At 71.3% G+C, this 26,962-nt stretch carries 17 protein-coding genes; 14 read left to right on the forward strand and 3 right to left on the reverse strand.

From position 1 onward, the window contains the following. Positions 1 to 196 precede the first annotated feature (196 nt). The 8 genes from ABZ822_RS04290 to ABZ822_RS04325 all read left to right on the forward strand — a co-directional run bounded on the left by ABZ822_RS04290 (position 197) and on the right by ABZ822_RS04325 (position 12,455). Entirely contained in the window at positions 197 to 2,326 is a 2,130-nt protein-coding gene (locus ABZ822_RS04290; RefSeq protein ID WP_360846544.1) for a bifunctional diguanylate cyclase/phosphodiesterase, read from the forward strand. A gap of 393 nt (positions 2,327 to 2,719) precedes the next feature. After that, positions 2,720 to 3,016 (forward strand): Asp-tRNA(Asn)/Glu-tRNA(Gln) amidotransferase subunit GatC, encoded by a 297-nt coding sequence (gene gatC, locus ABZ822_RS04295; protein ID WP_360846546.1) that lies wholly within the window; start codon positions 2,720 to 2,722, stop codon positions 3,014 to 3,016. A gap of 2 nt (positions 3,017 to 3,018) precedes the next feature. Continuing rightward, positions 3,019 to 4,512 carry an Asp-tRNA(Asn)/Glu-tRNA(Gln) amidotransferase subunit GatA gene (gatA, locus tag ABZ822_RS04300; protein ID WP_360846548.1) on the forward strand — a complete coding sequence of 498 codons (1,494 nt, stop codon included), beginning with the start codon at positions 3,019 to 3,021 and terminating at the stop codon, positions 4,510 to 4,512. Then, positions 4,509 to 4,748 (forward strand): hypothetical protein, encoded by a 240-nt coding sequence (locus ABZ822_RS04305; protein WP_360846550.1) that lies wholly within the window; start codon positions 4,509 to 4,511, stop codon positions 4,746 to 4,748. Before gatA ends, ABZ822_RS04305 begins: the two co-directional genes overlap by 4 nt. Before the next feature lie 14 nt (positions 4,749 to 4,762). Beyond that, on the forward strand, positions 4,763 to 6,268 hold the full coding sequence (gene gatB, locus ABZ822_RS04310; RefSeq protein WP_360846552.1) for an Asp-tRNA(Asn)/Glu-tRNA(Gln) amidotransferase subunit GatB: 1,506 nt from the start codon (positions 4,763 to 4,765) through the stop codon (positions 6,266 to 6,268). A 478-nt stretch (positions 6,269 to 6,746) separates the two neighbouring features. After that, positions 6,747 to 8,936, forward strand: a complete 2,190-nt coding sequence (locus ABZ822_RS04315) for a phosphocholine-specific phospholipase C (RefSeq protein ID WP_360846554.1) — start codon at positions 6,747 to 6,749, stop codon at positions 8,934 to 8,936. Positions 8,937 to 9,134: 198 nt separating this feature from the next. Then, positions 9,135 to 11,657 (forward strand): MMPL family transporter, encoded by a 2,523-nt coding sequence (locus ABZ822_RS04320; protein WP_360846556.1) that lies wholly within the window; start codon positions 9,135 to 9,137, stop codon positions 11,655 to 11,657. Between the two features lie 576 nt (positions 11,658 to 12,233). After that, positions 12,234 to 12,455 (forward strand): hypothetical protein, encoded by a 222-nt coding sequence (locus tag ABZ822_RS04325; RefSeq protein ID WP_360846558.1) that lies wholly within the window; start codon positions 12,234 to 12,236, stop codon positions 12,453 to 12,455. Between the two features lie 525 nt (positions 12,456 to 12,980). On the opposite strand, the gene ABZ822_RS04330 is transcribed toward ABZ822_RS04325, so the two are convergent. Then, on the reverse strand, positions 12,981 to 14,153 hold the full coding sequence (locus ABZ822_RS04330) for a PQQ-dependent sugar dehydrogenase (RefSeq protein ID WP_360846560.1): 1,173 nt from the start codon (positions 14,151 to 14,153) through the stop codon (positions 12,981 to 12,983). A 255-nt stretch (positions 14,154 to 14,408) separates the two neighbouring features. After that, entirely contained in the window at positions 14,409 to 15,473 is a 1,065-nt protein-coding gene (locus tag ABZ822_RS04335; protein ID WP_360847062.1) for an aldo/keto reductase, read from the reverse strand. A gap of 77 nt (positions 15,474 to 15,550) precedes the next feature. Between ABZ822_RS04335 and ABZ822_RS04340 the strand changes: the two genes are divergently transcribed. The 6 genes from ABZ822_RS04340 (at position 15,551) to serA (ending at position 25,381) form a co-directional block, all read left to right on the forward strand. Then, positions 15,551 to 16,489: a 2-hydroxyacid dehydrogenase gene (locus ABZ822_RS04340; RefSeq protein WP_360846562.1), complete on the forward strand. Its 939-nt coding sequence runs from the start codon at positions 15,551 to 15,553 to the stop codon at positions 16,487 to 16,489. 326 nt (positions 16,490 to 16,815) lie between these two features. Continuing rightward, positions 16,816 to 19,791: an EAL domain-containing protein gene (locus tag ABZ822_RS04345; RefSeq protein ID WP_360846564.1), complete on the forward strand. Its 2,976-nt coding sequence runs from the start codon at positions 16,816 to 16,818 to the stop codon at positions 19,789 to 19,791. Positions 19,792 to 19,999: 208 nt separating this feature from the next. Continuing rightward, entirely contained in the window at positions 20,000 to 21,871 is a 1,872-nt protein-coding gene (locus tag ABZ822_RS04350; RefSeq protein ID WP_360846566.1) for an acetolactate synthase large subunit, read from the forward strand. Between the two features lie 43 nt (positions 21,872 to 21,914). After that, the gene (gene ilvN / locus ABZ822_RS04355; RefSeq protein ID WP_360846568.1) at positions 21,915 to 22,439 is read left to right on the forward strand and encodes an acetolactate synthase small subunit; all 525 of its coding nucleotides are present in this window, start codon (positions 21,915 to 21,917) and stop codon (positions 22,437 to 22,439) included. 73 nt (positions 22,440 to 22,512) lie between these two features. Then, positions 22,513 to 23,511: a ketol-acid reductoisomerase gene (gene ilvC, locus ABZ822_RS04360; protein ID WP_360847065.1), complete on the forward strand. Its 999-nt coding sequence runs from the start codon at positions 22,513 to 22,515 to the stop codon at positions 23,509 to 23,511. A gap of 277 nt (positions 23,512 to 23,788) precedes the next feature. Further along, a complete protein-coding gene (serA, locus tag ABZ822_RS04365; protein ID WP_360846570.1) occupies positions 23,789 to 25,381 on the forward strand; it encodes a phosphoglycerate dehydrogenase in 1,593 nt (530 codons plus the stop codon). Between the two features lie 93 nt (positions 25,382 to 25,474). Here serA and ABZ822_RS04370 read toward each other — a convergent pair whose 3' ends face one another. Beyond that, the gene (locus tag ABZ822_RS04370) at positions 25,475 to 26,947 is read right to left on the reverse strand and encodes a helix-turn-helix domain-containing protein (protein ID WP_360846572.1); all 1,473 of its coding nucleotides are present in this window, start codon (positions 26,945 to 26,947) and stop codon (positions 25,475 to 25,477) included. Between the last annotated feature and the right edge of the window lie 15 nt (positions 26,948 to 26,962).

Genomic DNA, 26,962 nt, shown 5'->3' on the forward strand with positions numbered 1-26,962 from the left:
CGCATATCAGATGGTTCCGGGTGCCTGGGTCGCATTCGGGCAACCGCTGCGGATCGCTGCCCGTTCCAGCCTTTCGCGGCCTACTGTTGAGATGTGCGCCTCCCGGGCACGGCTGCGTGGTCGAACGTGACGTGGTGGCATCGGAAGGGGTGCCGCTTCGTCGCGTGGGCACCGCCGGCTGTGAGAGGGACGGGAGATGAAACCCACCGAAAGCGCCGATCCGGCGTCATCAGTGCGCCGGGTCGCCGTGCCCGGACTGCCCGCCCTGGTCGTCGTCGTGGCCGTCGCGGCTCTGACCGCGGGGGTCATCCGGGTTCTCGGCGACGGTCATGCGCTCTTCCCCGACGCCACGGTCGGCTGGTCCCTCGCCGTCCTCACCGGCATCATCGTCGGCCACCTGGTCGCCCTCGGCCGTGACCGCTGGTGGGGCGGCACCGGTTCGGGCGCCGCCCTCACCCTCGCCGTGCTGCTCCTCAACGGCTGGATCCCCGCCGTCCTGGTCAGCCTGGCCGTGGTCGTCCTCGTCAGCACAGCGCGCCGGCACCGCTGGAAACAGGGCGTCCTGCACGGCGCCGTGGACATCCTCGGCATCGGTTCGGCGGGACTCGCGCTCGCCGCCTGCGGCACGGTCCCGACCGTCGAGGACCCGTGGCTCCCCGGGCACTGGGACCTCGCATCCGTCCCCCAGGTGATCCTCGCCGCGCTCACCTACCTCGCGGTGACCCGCGCGCTGCTCTGGTACTCCCGCACCTCGCGCGACGGCGGCCTGCGGACCATCGCCCGTACGGCGCTGGCCCGGCAGGCGCTCGTCGGCGTCGCCCTGCTCGGGATCGCCCCGCTCATCTGCGTCGTCGCCACCACACTGCCGGTGCTGCTGCCGCTGTTCGCCGTCCCGTTGGTCGCCCTGGACTCCACGCTGTGGATCGCCCGCGCGCGGGCGGAGGAGCAACTCCGCGACCCCCTCACGGGTCTGCCGAACCGTCAGTGGCTGCTGGAGCGCACCTGGACCGCGCTCGACGAGGCCGAACGGATCGGAGCGCGCGCGGCGCTCGTCCTGATCGACCTGGACCGCTTCCGGTCGGTCAACGACACGCTCGGACATCTGGCCGGCGACCGGTTGCTGCTGCAGATCGCCGAGCGTCTGCGGGTGGCGCTGCCCCGCGGCGCGGAGGCCGCCCGGCTCGGCGGCGACGAGTTCGCCGTTCTCCTCCCCACCGCGGACTCCACGACGTCCGCCCAGCGCGTGGCCCGCCAGCTCGTCGCCACCCTCGGCTCCCCGCTCGACCTCGACGGCCTCACGCTCGTCCTGGAGGCCAGCGCCGGGGTCGCCGTCTACCCCGATCACGCCCTGGACGCCGAAGGCCTGCTGCGCCGCGCGGACGTGGCCATGTACCAGGCGAAGCGCGACCGCAGCGGCGTCGAGGTCTACGAGGCGAAGCGCGACGGCAACACCCCCGACCGCCTCGGTCTCCTCGGCGACCTGCGCCGTGCCCTCGACGCCGGCGACGTCGAACTGCACTACCAGCCCAAGGTCGGCTTCGACGGCCGGGTCGCGGGCCTCGAGGCGCTCGTACGGTGGGTGCACCCGGAGCGCGGGCGGGTCAGCCCGGACGAGTTCATCGCCATCGCCGAGTCCTCCGGCCTGATGCCGCATCTCACCGAGTACGTCCTGGAGACCGCCCTCTGCCAGGTCGCCCGGTGGCGCGCCACGGGCCTGGAGGTGCCGGTCGCCGTCAACGTCTCGCCGCGCGACGTCCACACCCCCGGCTTCGCGGGCGCGGTCGCGGCCCGCCTGGCGCGCCACGGTGTCCCGCCCGGCGCCCTGCAACTGGAGATAACGGAACACGTCCTGCTCGAGGACCCGCAGCGCGCGGCCGACACCCTGGCCGGGCTCACCGGCCACGGCGTCAAGATGTCGCTCGACGACTTCGGCACCGGCTACTCCTCGCTGGTCCACCTGCGGCGGCTGCCGGTCAGCGAGCTGAAGATCGACCGCTCGTTCGTGGCCCGGCTGGCGGTCGACGCGGAGGACGCCGAGATCGTCCGCTGCACGGTCGACCTCGCGCACTCGCTCGGCCTGCTGGTGGTCGCGGAGGGCGTCGAGGACGACGAGACCTGGGAGCGGCTGCGCGACCTCGGCTGCGACGCTGTCCAGGGCTGGCTTGTCGCGGCCGCGATGCCGCCGGACGAGACGACGGCCTGGCTCCGCCTCCGCGGCGAGCGCGGCTGGCAGCGCGTCGCCCCGTCCGAGGACGGCACGGAACCGGAGCCGGAACATGCGGCGATCGAGGAGGCCGACCACCCCTCGGGCACGCCGGTCAACTGACAGGGGCACGGCGCGGTTCTCCGCCGACCGGCGGGACGCGACTCCGTCCGCCGAGGCCCCGCGCGCCGGGCAGGAACGGGGTACGGCGTACGGGGCGCGCCGCCGTGTCGCATCGCGTCCAACGGCCTCGGCCGCTCTCGGGCCCTGCCGCATGCCCATGTCGCTCCCGAGCCCCTGCCGTGCACCCGTTCCTCGTACGACGGATCGTTCCTCCCGCTCCACGGTGGCCCGTTCCGCCGTCCCGCACCCGGCGGTGACCGCCCCGCCGGCCCGACGGAGCGCGCCCCTGCCGGCGGGGCGTACGGGCGGCAGGCGAATGCGTTTCGCTCCCACCCCTGCCGCCGCCATAGGATTGGGCCAAAACCGTTGCACACTCACCTTGAGGATCGCTGCATGCCTGGCATCACGCGCGAGGAGGTCGCCCACCTCGCCCGGCTGTCACGTCTGGAGCTGTCCGGCGAAGAGCTCGACCATTTCGCCGGACAGCTCGACGTGATCATCGGCGCGGTCGCCCGCGTTTCCGATGTGGCCGACGAGGACGTTCCGCCGACCTCCCATCCGCTGCCGCTGACGAACGTCATGCGGGCCGACGAGGTCCGTCCGTCACTGACCCCGGAGCAGGCGCTGGCCTGCGCCCCGGCGCAGGAGCAGCAGCGATTCAAGGTGCCGCAGATCCTGGGGGAGGACTGAGCATGACCGACCTCACCAGGCTCACGGCCGCCGAGACCGCCGCGAAGATCGCCTCGGGCGAGGTGACCGCGGTCGCCGTCACCGAGGCCCATCTGGCCCGGATCGACGCCGTCGACGAGAAGGTCCACGCCTTCCTGCACGTCGACCGCGAGGGCGCACTCGCCCAGGCGCGCGCCGTCGACGAGAAGCGGGCCCGGGGCGAGAAGCTCGGCCCGCTCGCCGGCGTCCCGCTCGCGCTCAAGGACGTCTTCACCATGGAGGGCATCCCGACCACCTGCGGGTCGAAGATCCTCGAGGGCTGGGTCCCGCCGTACGACGCCACGCTGACCCGCCGCCTCAAGGAGGCGGACGTCGTCATCCTCGGCAAGACCAACATGGACGAGTTCGCCATGGGGTCCTCCACCGAGAACAGCGCGTACGGGCACACCGGCAACCCCTGGGACCTGACCCGTATCCCGGGCGGTTCCGGCGGTGGCTCCTCCGCCTCCATCGCCTCCTTCCAGGCGCCCCTCGCCATCGGCACGGACACCGGCGGCTCGATCCGCCAGCCCGCGTCGGTGACCGGCACCGTCGGCGTCAAGCCGACCTACGGCGGGGTCTCCCGCTACGGCCTGATCGCCTTCTCCTCGTCCCTCGACCAGGGCGGCCCCTGTGCCCGTACGGTCCTGGACGCGGCGCTGCTGCACGAGGCGATCGGCGGCCACGACCCGATGGACTCCACCTCCATCGACGCCCCGGTCCCGCCGGTCGTCGAGGCGGCCCGCAACGGCTCGGTCCAGGGCATGCGGGTCGGTGTCGTCAAGGAGTTCAGCGGCGAGGGCTACCAGCCCGGCGTGATGCAGCGGTTCAACGAGTCGGTCGAGCTGCTGCGCGAACTGGGCGCCGAGGTCGTGGAGATCTCCTGCCCGTCCTTCGACAAGGCGCTCGCCGCGTACTACCTGATCGCACCGAGCGAGTGCTCCTCGAACCTCGCCCGGTTCGACGCCATGCGCTACGGCCTGCGCGTCGGCGACGACGGCACGCGCTCCGCCGAGGACGTCACCGCCCTCACCCGCGCCGAGGGCTTCGGCGCCGAGGTCAAGCGCCGCATCATGCTCGGCACGTACGCGCTCAGCTCCGGCTACTACGACGCGTACTACGGCTCGGCGCAGAAGGTCCGCACGCTCATCAAGCGCGACTTCGACCGCGCCTTCGAGCAGGTCGACGTTCTGATCTCGCCGACCACCCCGACGACCGCCTTCCCGATCGGGGAGCGCGTCGACGACCCGATGGCGATGTACCTCGCCGACCTGTGCACCATCCCGTCCAACCTGGCGGGCAACGCCGCCATGTCGCTGCCCTGCGGCCTCGCCCCCGAGGACGGGCTGCCGGTCGGACTGCAGATCATCGCGCCCGCCATGGCTGACGACCGGCTCTACCGGGTAGGCGCCGCGGTCGAGGCCGCATACACCGAACGCTGGGGACATTCCCTGCTCGAGGAGGCTCCGTCGCTGTGAGCAAGCTGGAGAAGGCCAAGGGCTTCAAGAAGTCCAAGCCCGGCACGTACCTGTCCATCGGCACGTCGCTCTTCGGCGCCGTCAGCATCATCAAGCAGGCGAAGAAGGCCCGCTTCGAGAACGACAAGCTGATGCTGGCCGACGCGGTCGTCTCGGCGGCCGCCATCGTCACCGGTGTCGCCCTGCTCGTGCGCGAGCTGCGCCGCATGGGCGACGACGACGTCCTGCTGGGCTGAAGGGTTTGGGGAAAGTGACCGTCACTGAACTGGTGTCGTACGAGGACGCGTTGGCGGCCTACGAGCCCGTGATGGGCCTGGAGGTCCACGTCGAGCTCGGCACCGCGACCAAGATGTTCTGCGGATGTTCCACGGAGCTCGGCGCCGAGCCCAACTCGCAGACCTGCCCGACCTGTCTCGGCATGCCCGGCTCGCTCCCGGTCGTCAACGCGAGCGGCGTCGAGTCCGCCGTCCGGATCGGTCTCGCCCTCAACTGCGAGATCGCCGAGTGGTGCCGCTTCGCGCGGAAGAACTACTTCTACCCGGACATGCCGAAGAACTTCCAGACCTCGCAGTACGACGAGCCGATCGCCTTCAACGGCTATCTGGACGTCGAGGTCGATGGCGAGAACTTCCGGGTCGAGATCGAGCGCGCCCACATGGAGGAGGACACCGGCAAGTCCACGCACGTGGGCGGCGCCACGGGCCGTATCCACGGTGCGACGCACTCGCTGCTCGACTACAACCGGGCCGGTATCCCGCTCATCGAGATCGTCACCAAGCCCATCGTCGGCGCCGGTGACAAGGCTCCCGAGATCGCCCGGGCGTACGTCGCCGAGCTGCGCGAGCTGATCAAGGCGCTCGGCGTCTCCGAGGCCCGCATGGAGATGGGCCAGATGCGCTGCGACGTGAACCTGTCGCTGCGGCAGCACGGCGTCGAGAAGTTCGGCACCCGCTCGGAGACGAAGAACGTCAACTCGCTGCGCAGCGTGGAGCGGGCGACGCGCTTCGAGATCATGCGCCACGCAGCGGTGCTGTCCGAGGGCGGCACGATCGTGCAGGAGACCCGGCACTTCCACGAGGAGGACGGTTCGACCACGTCCGGCCGTGTGAAGGAGGAGGCCGAGGACTACCGGTACTTCCCGGAGCCGGACCTGGTGCCCGTCGCCCCCGCGCGGGAATGGGTCGAGGAGCTGCGGGGCACGCTGCCCGAGCTGCCGCGCGTACGCCGCAACCGGCTGCGTGAGGAGTGGGGCATCTCGCAGCACGAGATGCAGTCCGTCCTCAACGCGGGCGCGATCGGCCCGATCGTCGCGACGATCGACGCGGGCGCCCCGGCCGACCAGGCTCGCAAGTGGTGGATGGGTGAACTGGCCCGCCGCGCCAATGAGGAGGGCACCGAGCTGACCGCCCTCCCCATCACCCCGGAGCAGGTGGCGCGGGTGTGCGCGCTCGTCGCCGAGGGCTCGCTCAACGACAAGCTGGCCCGCCAGGTCATCGAGGGCGTGCTCGCGGGTGAGGGCGGCCCGGACGAGGTCGTCGAGAAGCGCGGCCTGAAGGTCGTCTCGGACGACTCGGCGCTGGGTGCCGCGGTCGACGAGGCCATCGCGGGCAACGCGGCCATCGCCGACAAGATCCGCGGCGGCAAGGTGCAGGCCGCGGGCGCGCTGGTCGGCGCGGTCATGAAGGCCACGCGGGGTCAGGCGGACGCGGCGCGCGTACGCGAACTCATCCTGGAGAAGCTGGGCGTTCAGGGCTGACGCCTCCCGGCGTTCCCGGCCCCGCACGGCGGGGCGACGGCTTGCGGAATCGCGGACGGACTCGCGGACACCAGGGCCCTCCCGGACGAACCGGGAGGGCCCTTCGCCGTTTCCGGGGGAGCGGTGCCCGCGGCGCGGTGCCTGCGGCGCGGTGGGGGCGCCGCGGTGGGCCCGTCGCCGTGATGCGGTGCGGGCGCCTCGTACGTTCCGTGGGTGGCGGGGCGGGTGACGGCGTCGGTGCTGGTCACGGCATCAGGGGGCTGGGGCCCGAGCGCCTGGCGCCTCGTGGTGCTGGGGCCGTACGTCCAGCGCCTGATGGTGCAGGGGCCGTGCGCGTCCGGGGCCCCTGGCGCTGAGCCCCGTACGCCCCGGCCGTGGGCGCCTCCGTACGTTTTCCGCCAAGCCGTCCACATGTCTGTCCGTCGCCACCTGCCCTCGCTACCGTCCCGGCCGTCAACAGGACGATCGGGAGGCTGTTTTGGCAACGGACATCTCACGGCGGCGGCTGCTCGCCCTCGGCGCGGGCACGGCCGGCGCCGCCGCGGCGGGCTCCCTGCTGCCGCCCTCGCTGCAGGCCGCCCTGGCCGCGGAGCCCCCGCCCGGCGGAATGGACGCGATCCGGCATGTGGTGATCCTCATGCAGGAGAACCGCTCCTTCGACCACTACTTCGGGACCCTGCGCGGCGTACGCGGCTTCGGCGACCGCAACGCGATCACCCTGCCCCATGGCCGGCCCGTGTTCGAGCAGCCGGGGCTGCTGGGACTGGGACACGTCCTCCCCTTCCCCGTCCGCGATGCCGCCGAGGCGCAGAAGAAGGACCTGCAGTACATCGGCGATCTCGACCACAGCTGGGACGGCGGCGCGGTGGCCTGGAACAACGGCTGGTCGGACCGCTGGGTCACCGCCAAGTCCGCGGCCACCATGGCGTACTACGACCGCCGCGACGTGCCCCTGCACTACGAACTGGCCGACACCTTCACCGTGTGCGACGCCTACCACTCCGCCATCCACAGCTCCACCAGCCCCAACCGCAACCACCTCGTGAGCGGTTGGACCGGTTACGAGCCCAACGGCAAACGCGCCGTCGGCAACGACGCCTACGACGAGGACCGCCACACCGGCTACACCTGGACCACGTACGCCGAGCGGCTGGAGAAGGCGGGGCGGACCTGGAAGACGTACCAGGAGTGGGACAACTTCCAGGACAACAACCTCGAATTCTTCGCGACCTTCAAGGCCGTCGCCCGCAAGGCGCTGTCCCGGGCGGGCGACTTCCGGAACACCGAGGCCTTCTACGCCCGGGTGCGCAACGCCGCGACGCCCGAGGCGGAACGACGGCGGCTGCTGGGCCTTCTCGAGGAGGGGGTCGCCGCGCTGGACCCGGCCGAGCGGAGTCTCTTCCAGCGGGGGCTGCGGCGCGGCGAGACCGGCGGCCTGGCTGCGGAATTCCGCAGCGACGTCGCCGCGGGCCGACTGCCGGAGGTGTCCTACCTGGTGCCCTCGGCCGCCGACTCCGAGCACCCGGGGGCGTCCTCGCCGGTCGCCAGCGCCACCCTCGTCAATCAGGTGCTCGACGCCCTCGCCTCCCACCCGGACGTCTGGCGTCACACGGTCGTCCTCCTCACCTACGACGAGAACGACGGCTTCTTCGACCACGTCCCGCCGCCTGTGCCGCCGCGGGGGGAGACCGACGAGATATGGGGCGGCCGCCCCACAGGGCTCGGGGTCCGCGTACCGCTGCTGGTGATCTCCCCGTGGACGGTGGGCGGCTACGTCTGCTCCGAGGTCTTCGACCACACCTCGCTCGTACGGTTCCTCGAGCGGTGGACCGGTGTCGAGGAGCCCAACATCACGCCCTGGCGTCGCCGGGTCACCGGCGATCTGACCTCCGCCTTCGACTTCCGGCGCGGGCGGCCGCAGCCGGAACTCGACCGCCCCGCCCCGATTCCGCCGTTCACGGGGCGGTGGCGGCCCGAGCCTCCGTCCGAGCAGCAGATGCCGGTTCAGGAGCCGGGGCGCCGGCGGGCGCGCCCGCTGCCGTACCAGCCGGACGCCCACGGGCGGGTCGACGGGCGCAGCGTCCGGCTGCTCCTGGTCAACACGGGCAGGCGGAGCGCCCACTTCGCGCTCTACCCGTACGCGGGTGAGTTCCCGGCGCCTCAGCACCGGGACGTGAAGGGCATCGCGGGCTGGGAGGTGCCGGTCGTGGGGGAGGAGTACCGCTTCACGCTCACCGGGCCGAACGGCTTCCGCCGCGAATTCGCGGGACGCCTGGCGGACGGCGCGGACGGCGCGGACGGCGGCCACGGCAGGGACGGCGCGGACGAGGGCCTTGGGGCAGGTGCGGGCCATGGCGCGGGTGCGGCGGCCGCCGAGGTCGCCACGCGTATCGACCCGCGGGACCGCGACGTCCATCTCACTCTGGCCAACCGTGGCACCACACCGCTCACCTTCACCGTGCGCCCCACGGGTTACGTCGACGAGGCGGACCTGGGGGACTGGACGCGCGAGATCGTCGTGAAGCCGGGGCGCAGCAGGTCCGTCGTCCACTCGGCGGCGGACGCGCACGGCTGGTACGACCTGACCGTTGCCATCGCGGAGGATCCGGCCTTCCACCGCCGGTTGATGGGGCACATCGAGAACGGGCGGGAGAGCGTCAGCGGCTGACCCGGCGTATGCGCGCCATCACCTTTCGAAAAGGGCAGATCTCGGTGCGAGATCTGCCCTTTCGGGCATATCGGTGTGACTAACCACACGAAAGGGTCCTTTGATCTTGACTGGCTGCCACAGTGTTCGGCGTACGTCTTGTGATCTTTGGTGGCTGTTGTCCGAAAAGATCCACGAACCGCTCAGGGAGTCCAGGGAATGCCCGCACTTGCCCGGTGGTGTCTTCGTCGCCGTTTCACCGTCATCCTGCTGTGGCTCGCCGCCTTCGTCGGCGTCGCCGCCGCCGCGGGGGTGGCGGGGTCCTCGTACTCGAACGACTACGACATTCCAGGCACCGAAGCCGGCAAGGCCACCCAGATCGTGAAGGAAGCCTTCCCCGGCAAGAGCGGTGACAGCGACACGATCGTCTGGCACACCGACGACGGCGACACCGTTCGCGCGGGCACCGTCGAGGACCGGATGACCGAGACGCTGAACGAGATCGAGCACCTCCCCGGCGTCTCCGGCGTCACCAGCCCGTACGGGACCGTCGGCGCGGGCCAGATCAGCCGCGACGGCCACACCGCGTACGCCACCGTCACCTTCGACAAGCCGGCCGACGACCTCGACCGCGGTGACGTGGAGAAGGTCGTGGACACGGCCAAGTCCGCGGAGCAGGACGGACTCCAGGTCGAGCTGGGCGGCGCGGGCATCGGGCTGACCGAGAAGTCGACCGCGCACATCAGTGAGGTCGTCGGCATCCTCGCGGCCGCCGTCGTGCTCTTCCTGGCCTTCGGCTCCCTCTTCGCGATGCTGTTGCCGATCGCCACCGCGCTGGTGAGTGTCGGCACCGGCTATCTGGCCATCGGGCTGCTCGGCCACGCCATGACGCTCGCCGACTTCGCGCCCATGCTCGGCATGCTCATCGGCCTCGGTGTCGGGATCGACTACGCGCTGTTCATCGTCACCCGCCATCGCAAGGGCCTCAGACAGGGGCTACCGGTCGAGGAGGCTGCCGCACGGGCGGTCTCCACCTCGGGACGCGCCGTCATCTTTGCGGGTGTGACCGTCTGTATCGCGCTGCTCGGCATGCTGGTCCTGCGGCTCGACTTCCTCAACGGCGTGGCCATCGCCGCCTCGCTCACCGTCGTGCTCACCGTGGCCGCGTCGATCACGCTGCTGCCCGCGCTGCTCGGCATGATCGGGATGCGGGCCCTCAGCAGGCGCGAGCGCCGCAAGCTGCTCGAGCACGGGCCGCAGCCCGAACTGCCCACCGGCTTCGCGGCACGCTGGTCGGCCTTCGTCGAACGGCACCCGAAGCTGCTCGGCGCCGTGGCGGCCGTCGTCATGGTCGTGCTCGCCATCCCGACCTTCCATCTGCACCTCGGCAGCTCCGACCAGGGCAACAACCCGACCACATCGACCACGCGGCAGGCGTACGACCTGATCTCCGACGGCTTCGGGCCCGGCACCAACGGGCCGCTGACCCTCGTCGCCGATCTCGACGACGCCGGCGACCGGGTCGCCTTCGAGAAGCTGCCGCAGACCCTGCGGGACACCGAGGGCGTGGCCCAGGTGTCGCCCGCCTCGCTCAACGGCGCCCGCGACGCGGGCGTGATCACCGTCGTCCCGGACAGCGCACCCCAGGACGAGGAGACCTCGCAGCTGATCAAGCATCTGCGGGACGACGTGCTCCCCGAGGCGCAGGAGGGCACCTCGCTCGACACGCACGTCGGCGGCCAGACCGCGGCGTACGAGGACTTCGGCTCCGTGATCATCGGGAAGCTCCCGCTGTTCGTCGCCGTCGTGGTGGCGCTGGGCTGCTCGCTGCTGCTGCTCGCCTTCCGCAGCATCGGCGTACCGCTCAAGGCGGCCCTGATGAACATCCTCGCGGTCGCCGCCTCGTTCGGGATCGTCGTCGCGATCTTCCAGATGGGCTGGGGGAGCGAACTGCTCGGACTCGGCAGTGCGGGACCGATCGAACCGTTCCTGCCCGTGATCATGGTCTCGGTGCTCTTCGGACTCTCCATGGACTATCAGGTCTTCCTGGTCAGCCGGATGTACGAGGAATGGCGGCAGACCGGCGACAACCGGCGCGCCGTACGCGTCGGGCTCGCCGAGACGAGCCGGGTCATCAACTCCGCGGCTGTCATCATGATTTCGGTCTTCGGCGCCTTCGTGCTCAGCGGCGACCGGATCATCGCGATGTTCGGCATCGGGCTGGCCGCCGCCGTGGCACTCGACGCCTTCCTGCTCCGAACACTGCTGGTCCCGGCCCTGATGCACATGCTGGGCGGCGCCAACTGGTGGCTCCCCAAGTGGCTGGACCGCATCCTGCCGCGCCTCAGCATCGAGGCTCCGGAGGAGGCCCCGGCCACGACTCCGGAACCGGAGCTGGTGCCCGACTCCGAGCTGGTTGCCGAACCGGTACCGGTGGGCGCGGCGCCGGGCGTGCCGACGGCCGAGCACACCACGGATCCGGAGCGAGTACGGGTCTCGATCGCCAAGCCCGAGCGAGGCAACGAGTTCCTGCGTGAAGCCGACCCGTCGAAGGTCCTCCTCCCGTCGCAGCGCGCGGGCGGCCCTGCCCGATCGATCCGGCCGCCCCGCACGACGAACGGCACGGCCCGCACCCGCGGGGCGGCAGACCCTGCAGGGTCTGCTGGAACTGCGAGGTCTGCCGAGACCGCAGGTGCGGCCGAAGGAGCCGACAGGCAGGCGGAGACAGAGCGCGAGAGTTGAGCGCCCGTCGCCGGGGCCGTGCCTGACGGCATGCCCGGCGCACCGCAGGCGCCCCCCCAGCACGGCACCCCTCCACCCGAGGTCAGGCGGGTGGAGGGGCGCCGCCATTTCCGCGGCCGTGCCGTTCCCGGGTGTGCCCCTCCTACTCCAAGCCGGACCAGCCCTCTGGCACCTCGAAGTCCGCCCCCTCTCAGCTCGTTCTGCTCGTCCCTCGGGACCGGGCTCGAATCCGACGAGCAGTCGCCGCCCCTCCCGTGCTGTTTCGTGCTGCTCCCGGTCGTCTTCGCCGGGCGCGCGGTGGGCCGCCTCCGCTTCGCGGAAGGGAAGCATCGGCATGCCCTCGGCGGATGATCCCGAGCGCTCCCCAGGGACCTGCTGACTCCGGCTCCCGCTCCTCGCTCCTGAGTTGCCGATGAGGTGCCGATGAGGTGCCTATGAGGTGCCTAAGGCATGCGCGACGCCGGACTAAGGCACCCGCCCCTGAGGAGATCGGGAAGTCGCCCGATGTGGCGGCCCCACCTGCGGGACGAAGGTTGAGGCACAACACAACGAACCTTTCGTCACCAGGAGATGGTCATGTTCGAGATGGTCGAGCAGGAGCTGATGCGGAACCGCACGGAGGAGCTGAGGCGCCAGGCCGATGAGTACCGCCGTGCTCGTCAGGCCCAGGCCGGCAGCCGTCGACGCCGCTCCGGCGCGACGCCCAAGACCGCCGAGCCGGAAGCCGAGGGGCGGGTGAGCAGAACTTTCCGGAAGATCGGACGTCGATCGCAGCGGGGCGCTCCCCGGACCTGCTGACACCCCTCCACCCAGGGTGGGATCAATGCCCGACCGCCTGTCCTGCCTTGCGGTCGTCCTGCCCACCGCCGATCCGCCCGGCCGGAGCGCCGCCCGCCTCTCCGGCCGAGCACCCGCCCTCCGGCCGAGCGCCTCACGGGGAGCACCACCCGGCCCCGCCGCGTCAGCGCCCGCCCGTCCGACGCGATCGACGTCGGCCCGCGCTCCCGGTGGGGAGGGCACGGGTGCCCTCCCCACCGGGAGCGCGTAGCCCCGAGCAGGAAGGCGCAGGGCAGGCACGGCCCGCGGGTGGCCTGGAGCATCGACCAGCGACTGCGCAGCCCGAGCGAGCCGGGCCGCCCAAGGGCCCACCACCACTCTGAGCCGCATAGCCACGACATCGGCCAGGCGCCGATCGGGAGACGCAGGCGGCGCGCGGCCGGGCGGTACGCAACCGGCGCTGTGGTCCGCGCCGGTCCCGTTCGCCACCCTGAGCTGTTCGCCACCCGACGCCGTTCGCCACCCGACGTCGTACGCCAACCGGCCTCAGCTCACGCGCAGTTGAAGGATGCGGTCATCACCGGCGGCCGGGCTGCCGCGGCCGTCCGTCTCGCTGGTGACCAGCCACAGACCGTCCGAGCCGTCGGCGAGCACCGTGCGCAGCCTGCCGTAGCGCCCGTCCAGGAAGGACTGCGGATCCGCGACCGGCTTGGTGCCGGCCAGGGGGATGCGCCACAGCCGCTCGCCGCGCAGGCCCGCCATCCATATCGAGCCCTTCACATAGGCGATACCGCTCGGCGAGGCCTGATCGGTCGTCCACTGCTCGACGGGATCGACATAGCCGGGCTTGCTGTCCTTGCCCTCCACCTCCGGCCAGCCGTAGTTCTTTCCGGGCTGGATGAGGTTGAGTTCGTCCCAGGTGTTCTGACCGAACTCGGCCGCCCACAGCCGCTTGTCTGCGTCCCAGGCCAGCCCCTGCACATTGCGGTGACCGTAGGAGTAGATCACCGAGTCCGCGTCCGGATTGCCGTGCACCGGCTCGCCGTCCGGGGTCATACGGAGAATTTTGCCGCCGAGGGACTTCTTGTCCTGGGCCAGGCCCTCGTCCCCGCTCTCGCCCGTCCCCGCGTACAGCATCCGGTCCGGGCCGAAGGCGATCCGGCCGCCGTTGTGGATCACACCCTTGGGGATGCCCTTCAGCACGGTGTCCGGCGCGCCGAGCTTGCTGCCGGCGGGCTTCTCCTCGTCGTGGACCATCCGCACGATGCGGTTGTCCGACTCGGTCGTCAGATACGCATAGATGAAGTGGTCCTCGCCGAAGGTCGGCGCGATGGCGAGGCCCAGCAGGCCGCCCTCCCCGGCGGCGGAGACGCCCGGCACGGAGCCGAGCTCGGTCTTCTTCCCGCTCTCAGCCGAGACCTGGAAGATCGTCCCGTCGTCACGCGAGGAGACCAGCAGGTCCCCGTCGGGCAGCGCCGCGAGTCCCCAAGGCGATTTCAGCCCGGTGGCGACCGTGCGCTCCACCTTCACCGAGCCCTTTGCGGGCGGTGCCGAAGCACCCGGGGGAGGGGTGGTCTTCGAAGCGGAGGTGTCCGGTGATCGCTCCGGCGAGCCGGTGTCCCCGTCCCCGGACGAACAGCCCACGGCCAGCAGCAGCGCTGCGGCAGCGGCGGATACGGCAGTCACAGCAGGGCGTCGCACGATGACCGGTCCTCTCATTCGCAAGAAGTGCCTCACACCTCTCATACACCGGTGCAACGAATGAGGTTCCCGATCAGTCCCAGAACTCCGGTCGATCCGCAGGCCCGGTCGATCCCCGCGCTCGATCGATCCCGGCCCGATCGATCCCCCGGCCTGATCGATCCCCCCCTGACCCGATCGGTCCCGGAACCGATCGGTGCCGACCGGGATCAGCCCCCGGCGCCCGGCGATCAGCCCCTGGCCCCCGGCGCCCGGCGCACCCACCGGCACCTGTCAGTCCCACGACCCCTTCGCCGACGGCAGCGCGCCGATGACCGCGAGATCCTCCGCGGTCAGCCGGACCGTCGCCGCCCGCGCGTTCTCCTCCGCCCAGTGCTCCTTCTTCGTGCCCGGCACGGGTACCACGTGCCGCCCCTGCGCCAGCAGCCACGCCAGCGCCGTCTGCGCCGGCGTCGCCCCGTGCCGTTCGCCGACCCGCCGCAGTCCGGCCACGATCGGCTGGTTCGCCGCCATCATCTCCGCCGTGAAGCGGGGATGGCGGGCCCGTACGTCCTGCCGCTCGAACCCCTGCCCCGGGGTGAGCGTGCCGGTGAGATAGCCGTTGCCCAGCGGCATCGCGGCAAGGAAACCGACGCCGCGGGACTCGCACCACGGCAGCAGCGCCTCCAGAGCCTCCGGCGACCAGACCGAGAACTCCGCCTGCACGCTGCTGACCGGGAAGACCTGCTGCACGCGCTCCAGCTGCCGGACGGTCGCGTCGTGCACCCCGGCCCGGCCGGTTCCGGCGGCGCCGGCGCGGGAACCGGCGCGCGTCCGTTCCCGTTCGCTGCCGGCCGGCCTCCGGCGGACACGCTCCGCGCCGCCGTTCTGGATCGCGCAGAGCCCCAGGGCGCGCACCTTGCCCGCTGTGACGAGTTCGGCCATCGCGCCCCAGGTGTCCTCGACCGGCACCTCCGGATCGGCCCGGTGCAGTTGGTAGAGGTCGATGACATCGGTCTGCAGCCGCCGCAGCGAGGCGTCGCAGGCCCGCTTCACATAGCCGGGGCGGCCGTTGGCGACGATGTGCTGTTCCCCCACCAGCAGCCCGCACTTGGTGGAGACGAAGGCGTCCGATCGCCGCTCCTTGAGCACCCGCCCGAGCAGCAGCTCGTTGGTGAACGGCCCGTACATGTCGGCGGTGTCGAGGAGAGACATGCCGTGGTCGAGAGCGGTGTGCACGGTCCGCAGCGAGCTCTCTCCCCGCTGCTCGGAGGCGGTGTACGCCCAGCTCATCGGCATGCATCCGAGGCCGATCGCGCCCACCGTGAGCGCGCCTGCACCGACGGTCCTGAGCTCCACCTCGTCCTGCACCCCTCCCTGATCGGTCCTACAAACTAACCTCTGCGGCCGGCCGCTCTTCGCCTAGCCTCTCGACCATGAGTGCTGACGTATGGCTGCCGCTTCCGCCCGACGGCATCGAAGGGCTCCCCGAAGGTTTCGCGTACCACTTCTGGGACGGTGATCAGGACTTTCCCGCGGATCCGGCGCGGTGCGTCTTCTACGGCGTCCCCTACATGAAGGGCCCCGACGTCCCGTCCCGTCCCCTGCCGCGGATGACGTCCCTGCGCGTCGTGCAGACCCTGACCGCCGGGATCGACCACGTGCTCCCGGCGCTGTCCGGACTCCCGCCCGGCGTGCGCCTGTGCAACGCCCGCGGTGTGCACGAGGCGAGCACGGCCGAGCTCGCGCTCACGCTCACCCTCGCCTCCCTGCGCGGCGTCCCCGACTTCGTGCGGGGGCAGGATGCCGGGGAGTGGCGCCAGGGCTTCCGTCCGGCGCTCGCCGACAAGTCGGTGCTGATCGTGGGCTACGGCGCGATCGGCAGCGCCATCGAGGACCGGCTCACGCCGTTCGAGTGCGCCCGTGTCATGCGCGTCGCGCGCTCCGCCCGCACCACCCCGCGCGGTCCCGTGCATCCACTCGCCGAACTTTCCTCACTGCTCCCGGACGCCGACGTCGTCATCCTCTCGACCCCGCTCACGGACGAGACCCGTGGTCTGGCCGGCGCCGGTTTCCTCTCCCGGATGAAGGAGGGAGCGCTGCTGGTGAACGTCGCCCGCGGCGCGGTCGTGGACACCAAAGCCCTGCTCACGGAGCTGGAGTCGGGGAGACTGCGGGCCGCGCTGGACGTCACGGACCCCGAGCCCCTGCCCGCGGGACACCCGCTCTGGCACGCCCCGGGCGTGCTCATCACGCCGCACGTGGGCGGGCCGACGTCCGCCTTCCTCCCGCGCGCGCAGCGCCTGTTGCGTGAGCAATTGGTCCGTTTCGAGGCCGGTGAACCGCTGGCCAACGTCGTCACGACGACGGGCTGAGCAGGGGCCAAAGGGTCGTTCTCTGCTCGTTTCGGCACGCTCCGCGATCATTCGGTTGCGCGCAGTTTCCTTAATTCCCCTGGTAGTTACGCTGTGTAGAGACACTATGTCCCTGAGTGACGGTCCTGGTGTATCGTCCCGACGGGGGCTGTCCCGCGGAGCAGTACGGCGGCGGCAGCGACGGACAGGACTCTAGGGGGGCGACGGGCAGTGCACGGCCAATGGACGATTTTCCCGAAACGGCGCGGACCCGGCTGCAGACAGCCCCTGTTGTATGTATCCCCGCGCAGGCAAGAGCCGAGGACCGAGCCCCCCAGGACGGTCCGGTGACCTCCCCGGGGCAGGTGATCCCCCGCCGCACGGTCTGCGGTGGAGGGACCGGGGCGCTTCCCCAGCTCGCGCTCGCCCTGGTCTGCGGGGGATACGCCCTCGGATCCGCGGTGGGCTGGGGGTCGCCGTGGTTCGCCCTCGTCATGGGTGACTTCGGCCTGGGAGCCGCGGCGATGATCGCCGCAGTCTCCTGCCTGTGCTACGCGCGCATCAGCTCCAGCCGACTCCGTCCGGCCTGGGTCCTCTTCGCCGTCTCCTCGGCCATGGCCGCGTTCGGCAATGTGATCTGGGGCTGGTACGAGGTCGTGCTGCAGCAGCCGGTGCCGACGCCGTCGGCCGCCGACTTCTGCTTCCTGCTGTTCGCGCCACCCGCGATCGTGGGCCTGCTCGTGCTGGCCAAGCGTCCCGTCACCAAGGCGGGATGGATCTGTCTGGCTCTCGACGCGTGGCTCATAGGCGGTTCCCTGCTCACGCTCTCCTGGAGTCTGGCGCTCGCCCACACAGCGCACTGGGAGGGCGAGTCCGTGGCCCGTGCCGCGCTCTCGCTCGCCTATCCGCTGCTGGACATCGTGCTGGTCAGCATGGTCCTGGCCCTGCACTTCCGGTCCGCCTCCGCCAACCGCGCGGCGAACCGGTCCGCGGTGCGCCCCGGGAACCGCTCGGCGATCAACACCGCCATCGCGGCCCTCGCCCTGACCGTCCTCTGCGATGCCCTGTTCACGCTGCCGATGCTGCGCGAGCACTACCGCTCGGGCGAACTGCTGGACGCGGGCTGGTTCGCGGGATCCATACTCCTGGCCTACGCGCCCTGGGTAAGCCGTCGCGACGCCGACGGATGGGACCCCGCGGCCGTGGCGCGCTACCGCCGGCAGCCCCAGGGCACCCGTCCCATCGCGGGCTCCATCGCGGCGCTCACCCCGTATCTGGCGGCCGCCGTCTGCACGTTGGGGATCCTCTCCAACATCATCGACGGCCGGGTCCCCGACCGTGTGGTGATCTTCACGGCCTGCACGGTCGTCCTCGCCCTCGTCGTACGCCAGGGCATCATGCTGCTCGACAACATCAGCCTCACCCATGAACTGGCCCAGAAAGAGAACCACTTCCGCTCCCTGGTCCAGGGCTCCAGCGACGTCATCATGATCGCCGCACCGAGCGGGGTGCTGCGCTACGTCAGCCCGGCCGCCGCCGGTGTCTACGGCATCGAGCCCGACGATCTCGTCGGCACCGAACTCTCGTCGCTGATCCACCCAGAGGACCTGGGTTCGGTGGTCCACGAGCTGCGCCGGTTCATCGCCGCCCGCCCCGAGGACGAGCCCAACACCCGTATCGAGTGCCGATTCCGGGCCGGGCGGAGCCGCGTCGGCGGCGGCGCCTGGCTCAATGTCGAGTCCACGGTCAACCGCCACCACGGCGGCCTCATCCTCAACAGCCGCGATGTCACCGAACGCGTCCGCCTCCAGGAGCAGTTGCAGCACAACGCCGAGCACGACCCGCTCACCGATCTGCCCAACCGCGCGCTGTTCACGGAGCGGGTCCGCCAGGCCCTCAGCGGCCGCCGCACGACCGACCCCGGCACCGCCGCGCTCTTCATCGACCTCGACGGCTTCAAGGCGGTCAACGACACGATCGGCCACCAGGCGGGCGACGAGCTGCTCATCCATGCCGCCCGCCGCCTCCAGGAGTCCGTACGGGCCGGGGACACCGCGGCACGCCTCGGCGGTGACGAGTTCGCCGCCCTCATCCTCGGCGACGGCACCCTCGACGACGCCGAACGCGAGTGCCGCATCCTGGAGATCGCCGACAGGCTGCGCGACCGGCTCTCCCGGCCCTACCGCGTCTCCGGCACCGACGTCCGCGTCGCCGCAAGCATCGGCGTCGCCTTCGCCGAACCCGGCATCACCCCCACCGACCTGATGCGCAACGCGGACCTGGCGATGTACCGCGCCAAGGCCGCGGGCAAGGGACGGGTCGAGCTGTACGCCCCGCAGATGCAGGCCGACCTCGTACGCCGCACCGAACTGGCCGCCCGGCCCCGAGCGGCCTTCCACGACGGCGAGTTCGCGTTACTGCACCAGCCCGTCGTGGCGCTCGAGAGCGGCCGGATCACCGCGGTGGCGGCCCAGGCGCGCTGGCGTTCGCAGCAGGGCATCCTCTTCACCCCGGCCGACTTCCTGCGCGTCTGCGACCACGAGGGAGGGGAGCGCAGCCCCCGCCCCGGCAGCGACGGCGGCTCCGGAAGAGCGGAACTCGGCCGCTGGCTGCTCGACGAAGCGGTCGCGCAGGCGGCGGAGCGGCACCGCGCGGGCCACGTGTCGCCCGTCGCCGTACGGCTCTCGCCCCGGCGCGTGATGGACCGCGGCATGGGGCAGCGCAGCGTGGAGACGCTCCTCACGCGGCACGGACTGCCCTCCGGCGCGCTCATCCTCGAGCTTGCCGACAGCGATCCGCGCGTCCCGCTGGACGAGCTGGAGCGGCGTCTGGTGGCGCTGCGACGCCTCGGGGTCCGGATCGCGCTCGACGGATTCGGCGGGGGGTGCGCGGCCTTCGGCGCCCTGCGCAGGCTCCCCGTCGACGTCCTGAAGCTCGACCGGTCGCTCGTCGCGGGGGTCGTGGAGTCCGCGCGGCTCAACAAGATCACCGCGGGACTGCTGCGGATCGCCGCCGACTTGGGCGTCCAGTCCGTGGCCGACGGTGTCGACCTGCCCGAGCAGGTCGTGGCGCTGCAGTCGATGGGCTGCACCCACGGTCAGGGCATGGCCTTCTCCGGGCCGCTCGACGAGCACCGGCTGCGGCGTGCGCTCACCCTGGGGGAGTACCCCGTACCGGAGTTCGCCGAGGCGGCCGGCGCCGCCCGCAAAGCGGTTCTGACCAGCGGCGCTCTGCCGGTGCGGCTGGGTGGAGCGGCCGCTCCGGACTCCGTCGTTCATCCACCATTGCGCTCAAATAATGAGACGCCCGTCCCACCCACTTGACACCTCCTATGCGCCGGAGAGAGGGTCAAGCCATGCGCACCCGAATTCTCGTACTTGGACAGCGCGTCGGCTGAAGCAGGGCCTACTTGATCGCCCTGCGGACCGCACCGGCGCGCTCCCCTCGCTTGCCTCACGGCACGAGGGGTTTTTTGTTGCACCGAACTTCGCAGAACACCACAAAACCCTCATCTTCGAGAAGAGATTGCCGATGACCGAGCAGGCCACCGGGGCCCAGAATCCGCACCCACGGCCCCGTAACGGCGGACAGCAGCCCTCCATCACCGAGCACGTCACGGGTGCGCAGTCCCTGATCCGCTCGCTCGAGGAGGTCGGCGCCGACACGGTATTCGGCATTCCCGGCGGTGCGATCCTTCCGGCCTACGACCCGCTGATGGATTCCTCGAAGGTCCGTCACATCCTGGTCCGGCACGAGCAGGGCGCGGGTCACGCGGCCACCGGCTACGCCCAGGCGACCGGCAAGGTCGGTGTGTGCATGGCCACTTCCGGTCCCGGTGCGACCAACCTGGTCACCCCGATCGCCGACGCCCACATGGACTCGGTCCCCATGGTCGCGATCACCGGCCAGGTGGCGGCCAAGGCCATCGGCACGGACGCCTTCCAGGAGGCGGACATCTGCGGCATCACCATGCCGATCACCAAGCACAACTTCCTGGTCACCGACCCCGCCGAGATCCCGAAGACGATCGCCGAGGCGTTCCACATCGCCTCCAGCGGCCGCCCGGGACCGGTTCTGGTCGACATCGCCAAGGACGCACTCCAGGCGCGCACCACCTTCGTCTGGCCGCCGCAGACCGACCTGCCCGGCTACCGACCCGTGACCAAGCCGCACGCCAAGCAGATCCGGGAGGCCGCCCGGCTCATCGCCGAGGCCCGCCGACCCGTGCTGTACGTCGGCGGCGGTGTCATCAAGTCCGGTGCCACCGCGGAGCTGAAGGTCCTGGCGGAGCTGACGGGCGCGCCGGTCACCACCACCCTGATGGCGCTCGGGGCCTTCCCCGACAACCACGAGCTCCACGTGGGCATGCCGGGCATGCACGGCTCGGTCACCGCCGTGACCGCGCTGCAGAAGGCCGACCTCATCGTGGCGCTCGGCGCACGCTTCGACGACCGCGTCACCGGCAAGCTGGACTCCTTCGCCCCGTACGCCAAGGTGGTCCACGCCGACATCGACCCGGCGGAGATCGGCAAGAACCGCGCCGCCGACGTCCCCATCGTGGGGGACGCCCGCGAGGTGATCGCCGACCTCGTCGTCGCAGTCCAGGCCGAGCACGACGCGGGCCGCACCGGGGACTACACCGAGTGGTGGCGCTCCCTGAACCGCTGGCGCGACACCTACCCCCTGGGCTACGACCAGCCCGAGGACGGCAGCCTCTCCCCGCAGCAGGTCATCCAGCGCATCGGCCGGCTCGCGCCCCAGGACACCATCTATGCCGCGGGCGTCGGGCAGCACCAGATGTGGGCCGCCCACTACATCGACTACCAGCAGCCCGGGACCTGGCTGAACTCCGGCGGCGCCGGAACCATGGGCTACGCGGTCCCGGCCGCGATGGGTGCCAAGGCGGGCGCCCCGAACCGTACGGTCTGGGCGATCGACGGCGACGGCTGCTTCCAGATGACCAACCAGGAGCTGGTCACCTGCGCGCTGAACAACATCCCGATCAAGGTCGCGATCATCAACAACGGCGCCCTGGGCATGGTCCGTCAGTGGCAGACGCTGTTCTACAACCAGCGCTACTCCAACACGGTCCTCCACTCCGGCCCGCAGGCGCTGCAGGACGCCGCAGCCGAGGGCAAGCAGCCGAGCGCCGGGACCCGTATCCCCGACTTCGTGAAGCTGTCCGAGGCCATGGGCTGTGTGGCGCTGCGCTGCGAGGACCCGGCCGACCTGGACAAGGTCATCGCCGAGGCCAATGCCATCAACGACCGCCCCGTCGTGGTGGACTTCATCGTCCACGAGGACGCGATGGTGTGGCCGATGGTCGCCGCCGGCACCTCCAACGACGAGGTCATGGCCGCCCGCGGTGTGCGTCCCGACTTCGGCGACAACGAAGACGACTGACAGCCGGGACCACAGCCCTCAAGCAGAGAGATTCGAGCAGCCCATGTCCAAGCACACGCTCTCCGTCCTGGTGGAGAACAAGCCGGGTGTCCTGGCCCGTATCACCGCCCTGTTCTCCCGCCGCGGGTTCAACATCGACTCCCTGGCGGTCGGCACCACCGAGCACCCCGACATCTCCCGCATCACCATCGTCGTGAACGTCGAGTCGCTGCCGCTGGAGCAGGTCACCAAGCAGCTCAACAAGCTCGTCAACGTACTGAAGATCGTCGAGCTGGAGCCGACCGCTGCCGTTCAGCGGGAACTCGTCCTGGTGAAGGTCCGCGCCGACAACGAGACGCGCTCGCAGATCGTCGAGATCGTGCAGCTCTTCCGCGCCAAGACCGTGGACGTCTCCCCGGAGGCCGTCACGATCGAGGCCACAGGCAGCAGCGACAAGCTCGACGCCATGCTCCGGATGCTCGAGCCGTACGGCATCAAGGAACTGGTCCAGTCCGGCACGATCGCCATAGGACGAGGTGCCCGCTCCATCACCGACCGGTCGCTCCGCGCGCTCGACCGATCCGCATAACGAGACTGAGATTCCCCTCGGACCCCACCGTCATACGGTGGGACGCACAACCCCGATCAAGGAGAAACCCGAAGTGGCCGAGCTCTTCTACGACGACGACGCAGACCTGTCCATCATCCAGGGCCGTAAGGTCGCGGTTCTCGGCTTCGGCAGCCAGGGCCACGCCCACGCGCTGTCGCTGCGCGACTCGGGTGTCGACGTGCGCGTCGGCCTTCCCGAAGGCTCCAAGTCGCGGTCGAAGGCCGAGGAGCAGGGCCTGCGCGTGACCACCCCGGCCGAGGCCGCCGCCGAGGCCGACGTGATCATGGTCCTGGTGCCGGACCCGATCCAGGCCCAGGTCTACGAGGACTCCATCAAGGACAACCTCAAGGACGGCGACGCGCTGTTCTTCGGCCACGGCTTCAACATCCGGTTCGGCTTCATCAAGCCCCCGGTCAACGTGGACGTCTGCATGGTCGCCCCGAAGGGCCCGGGCCACCTCGTCCGCCGCCAGTACGAGGAGGGCCGCGGCGTCCCGTGCATCGCGGCCGTCGAGCAGGACGCCTCCGGCAACGCCTTCCCGCTGGCGCTCTCCTACGCCAAGGGCATCGGCGGCACCCGCGCCGGCGTCATCAAGACCACCTTCACCGAGGAGACCGAGACCGACCTGTTCGGCGAGCAGGCCGTGCTCTGCGGCGGTGCGTCCGCCCTGGTCAAGGCGGGCTTCGAGACCCTGGTCGAAGCCGGCTACCAGCCGGAGATCGCGTACTTCGAGTGCCTCCACGAGCTGAAGCTGATCGTGGACCTCATGTACGAGGGCGGCCTGGAGAAGATGCGCTGGTCGATCTCGGAGACGGCCGAGTGGGGCGACTACGTCACCGGTCCGCGGATCATCAACGACCAGACCAAGGCCGAGATGAAGAAGGTTCTCTCCGAGATCCAGGACGGCAGCTTCGCCCGGAGGTGGATGGAGGAGTACCACGCCGGTCTGCCGAAGTACAACGAGTACAAGAAGGCCGACTCGGGTCACAAGCTGGAGACCACCGGCAAGGAGCTGCGGAAGCTCATGAGCTGGGTGGACGAGGAGGCGTAAGGCGTCACGCCGGGGGCCGCGGTGACGCGCGAGCGGAGACCGCCGCGGCCCCCTGTCGAGCGTGGCGAGCCACGACCGAGTGATCCTTCCCCGGAGGCGCATGACGCGCCCCGGCACGCCGATACACTGCAAAGACAAGCGCGTCAGGCTCACAGCGTCGTGCGTCTTCCACGCGGCTGCCCCCTTCACGCCTGCGGCCGTCGGGACGGCCGTCCTCCCCCGGGCCCCTTGGGGTGCGGGAGGGGCCATCCAAGGACAAGTGAGGACTGAGGACCCCGTGAGCCCGAAACCTGTCGTACTCATCGCCGAAGAGCTGTCGCCCGCCACCGTCGACGCCCTCGGCCCCGACTTCGAGATCCGCCACTGCAACGGCGCCGACCGAGCCGAGCTGATCCCCGCCATCGCCGAGGTCGACGCGATCCTCGTGCGCAGTGCCACCCAGGTCGACGCCGAGGCCATCGCCGCCGCGAGGAAGCTCAAGGTCGTCGCCCGTGCCGGCGTGGGTCTCGACAATGTGGACGTCTCCGCCGCCACCAAGGCCGGCGTCATGGTCGTGAACGCCCCGACCTCCAACATCGTCACCGCGGCCGAGCTCGCCTGCGGCCTGATCGTCGCCACCGCCCGCAACATCCCGCAGGCCAACGCCGCCCTCAAGGACGGCGAGTGGAAGCGCAGCAAGTACACCGGTGTCGAGCTGACCGAGAAGACGCTCGGCGTCGTCGGCCTGGGCCGCATCGGTGTCCTCGTCGCCCAGCGGATGGCCGCGTTCGGCATGAAGATCGTGGCGTACGACCCCTACGTGCAGCCCGCGCGCGCCGCGCAGATGGGGGTCAAGCTGCTCTCCCTCGACGAGCTGCTCGAGGTCTCGGACTTCATCACCGTCCACCTCCCCAAGACACCGGAGACCGTCGGCCTGATCGGCGACGAGGCGCTGCACCGGGTCAAGCCCGAGGTGCGGATCGTCAACGCCGCCCGCGGCGGGATCGTGGACGAGGCCGCCCTGGCGAGTGCGCTCAAGGAGGGCCGGGTCGCGGGCGCGGGTCTGGACGTCTTCTCCAAGGAGCCCTGCACCGACTCCCCGCTGTTCGAGTTCGACAACGTGGTGGCCACCCCGCACCTGGGCGCCTCCACGGGCGAGGCCCAGGAGAAGGCGGGCATCTCCGTCGCCAAGTCCGTACGCCTCGCGCTGGCCGGTGAGCTCGTGCCGGACGCCGTCAACGTCCAGGGCGGTGTCATCGCCGAGGACGTCAAGCCCGGTCTTCCGCTGGCCGAGAAGCTGGGCCGGATCTTCACCGCGCTGGCGGGCGAGGTCGCGGTCCGGCTGGACGTCGAGGTCTACGGCGAGATCACCCAGCACGACGTGAAGGTGCTGGAGCTCTCCGCGCTCAAGGGCGTGTTCGAGGACGTCGTCGACGAGACCGTCTCCTATGTGAACGCCCCTCTGTTCGCGCAGGAGCGCGGCGTCGAGGTGCGCCTCACCACCAGCTCGGAGTCGCCCGACCACCGCAATGTGGTGACGGTCCGCGGCACCCTCGCCGACGGCCAGGAGGTCGCCGTCTCCGGCACCCTGGCGGGCCCCAAGCACGTCCAGAAGATCGTCGCGGTCGGCGAGCACGACGTGGACCTCACGGTCGCCGACCACCTGGTCTTCCTGCGCTACGCGGACCGGCCCGGCGTCGTCGGCACCGTGGGCCGCATCCTGGGCGAGGCCGGTCTCAACATCGCGGGCATGCAGGTCTCGCGGAACGCGCAGGGCGGCGAAGCGCTCGTCGTCCTGACCGTGGATGACGTCGTTCCGGCGGCCGTGCTCTCCGAGATCGCCGAGGAGATCGGCGCCACCTCGGCCCGTACGGTCAACCTGCAGGACTGACGCCCGCGCGACAGCGATGCACGGAGCGGAGCCCGGCGCGACGAACGCGCCGGGCTCCGCCGCGTCCTCGGCAGAAGTGACCGGGGCTCCGGGCTAGATCCGGGCGGCCTTCAGCGCCATGTGGAGGAGCAGACGGTCCTCGCCCACGTTCAGGTCGAGCCCGGTGAGCTTCTCCACCCGCGACAGCCGGTAGTAGAGCGTCTGGCGGTGGATCCCGAGCGCCGCCGCCGCACGCCCCGCCTGCCCCGCGCAGTCCAGGAACACCTCGGCCGTGTGCGCGAGCTGCACCTGCCCCGGTTCGAGCAGCGGGGCGGCCGCCGGGTCCGCCGGACCCATGGCCGGCAGCCGGGTGAGCGTGCGGTACGGGCCGATCGCCGCCCACTCGGCGACCGGGCCGAGCCGGGCGTCGCCCCGGGCGACACGGGCCGCCGCCACCGCTTCGCGCCAGGCGGCGGGCAGGTCGCTGACGCCGCGCCGCGGCTCGCTGATCCCGGCAGCCGCATCGGCCGGTTCGCCCGACGGGAGAGCGGCGGCCCATCCGGTGTCCGGGCGCTCGGCGGTGGCGGTCCCGTTCCGGGCGGCCCCGCCGCTGCCCGTCCGGGCGTTCCGGCCCCCGCCCGCCCGGGCGCTCGGGCCGCCCCCCGTCACGGCCGCCGTACCCGTGGCACCGCGCCCGTGGCCTCCGCCGGCCGATCCGGCGCGCGGCGAACCCAGCAGGCGCTCCGCCGCCGTCAGCGCCGGATCGAGGGTGGTCGTCGTCCGGAGCCGTACGAGTGCGGCGAGCCCCTCGCCGCCCGCCTCGGCCGCTGCCCCCTCGGGCTGCCAACCCGGTGACGCCATGGGATCGCCCGTGCCCTGCGCCCCGCCCGGGACCGGCACCACGCACATCGCGGCCACCCCCGGCTGCCCCGCCAGGCCGGACCCGGGCCCCTCACCGGAAGCGTCCCCGCCCGTACCGCTCCCGCTCCGCCACGGCACCACCGCGACCATCGCCAGCGGGCCGTCGGCCGACGCGCCGAGCGCGCCCCGGAGCCCGGACAGGGCGTCGTCGCGGCTGCCCGGTGGCCCGGTCAGCACCTCCAGCAGCAGTTCGCCAGCCTCGGCACCCGCCCGGTCCTCCGCCGCGAGCAGTGCCCCGATGCGCGCGGCCGTGTCCATCGCCTGCGCCAGCACGGGGTCGGGTGGCACGCCCGGACGGCCGGTTTCCAGCCGGGAGAGATGGCCGTCGTCGAGCAGCCAGACGTAGCCGTGGACGACGCCGCCATGGCGCACCGGAAGACATATGCGGCCCATGACCACGCCGGCGGCGGGGTCGGGCGGGATGCGGAGCGGGCCCGTGGCGCGCGCGATGCCGAACGCCTCGAACCACGCCCGTACGGCGGCGGTCGAGCGGCGGTGGAGGATCGAGCGGGTCCGTACGGGATCCATCGTGAGCTGGCTGTCGTCGTCCGAGGCGTTGCCGTGCGCGCCGAAGGCGATGAGGCCGAAGTCGCGGTCCTCGAGGGTCGCGGGGGCGCCGAGCACCGCCGAGATCTCGTCCACGAGCTGCTGATAGTCGCCGCGCATGCACCGCTCCGGTTG

The organism is Streptomyces sp. NPDC047108, assembly GCF_040643575.1.
In the GTDB taxonomy this organism is placed as follows: Bacteria; Actinomycetota; Actinomycetes; order Streptomycetales; family Streptomycetaceae; genus Streptomyces.

What these genes read in the sequence shown, in the direction of transcription:
- ABZ822_RS04330 (WP_360846560.1), bottom strand. Translation starts at nt 14,153, where the DNA reads ATGAGAGGACCGGTCATCGTGCGACGCCCTGCTGTGACTGCCGTATCC.
- ABZ822_RS04290 (WP_360846544.1), top strand. Translation starts at nt 197, where the DNA reads ATGAAACCCACCGAAAGCGCCGATCCGGCGTCATCAGTGCGCCGGGTC.
- ABZ822_RS04350 (WP_360846566.1), top strand. Translation starts at nt 20,000, where the DNA reads ATGACCGAGCAGGCCACCGGGGCCCAGAATCCGCACCCACGGCCCCGT.
- gatA (WP_360846548.1), top strand. Translation starts at nt 3,019, where the DNA reads ATGACCGACCTCACCAGGCTCACGGCCGCCGAGACCGCCGCGAAGATC.
- gatC (WP_360846546.1), top strand. Translation starts at nt 2,720, where the DNA reads ATGCCTGGCATCACGCGCGAGGAGGTCGCCCACCTCGCCCGGCTGTCA.
- ABZ822_RS04370 (WP_360846572.1), bottom strand. Translation starts at nt 26,947, where the DNA reads ATGCGCGGCGACTATCAGCAGCTCGTGGACGAGATCTCGGCGGTGCTC.
- ABZ822_RS04325 (WP_360846558.1), top strand. Translation starts at nt 12,234, where the DNA reads ATGTTCGAGATGGTCGAGCAGGAGCTGATGCGGAACCGCACGGAGGAG.
- ABZ822_RS04340 (WP_360846562.1), top strand. Translation starts at nt 15,551, where the DNA reads ATGAGTGCTGACGTATGGCTGCCGCTTCCGCCCGACGGCATCGAAGGG.
- ilvN (WP_360846568.1), top strand. Translation starts at nt 21,915, where the DNA reads ATGTCCAAGCACACGCTCTCCGTCCTGGTGGAGAACAAGCCGGGTGTC.
- ABZ822_RS04320 (WP_360846556.1), top strand. Translation starts at nt 9,135, where the DNA reads ATGCCCGCACTTGCCCGGTGGTGTCTTCGTCGCCGTTTCACCGTCATC.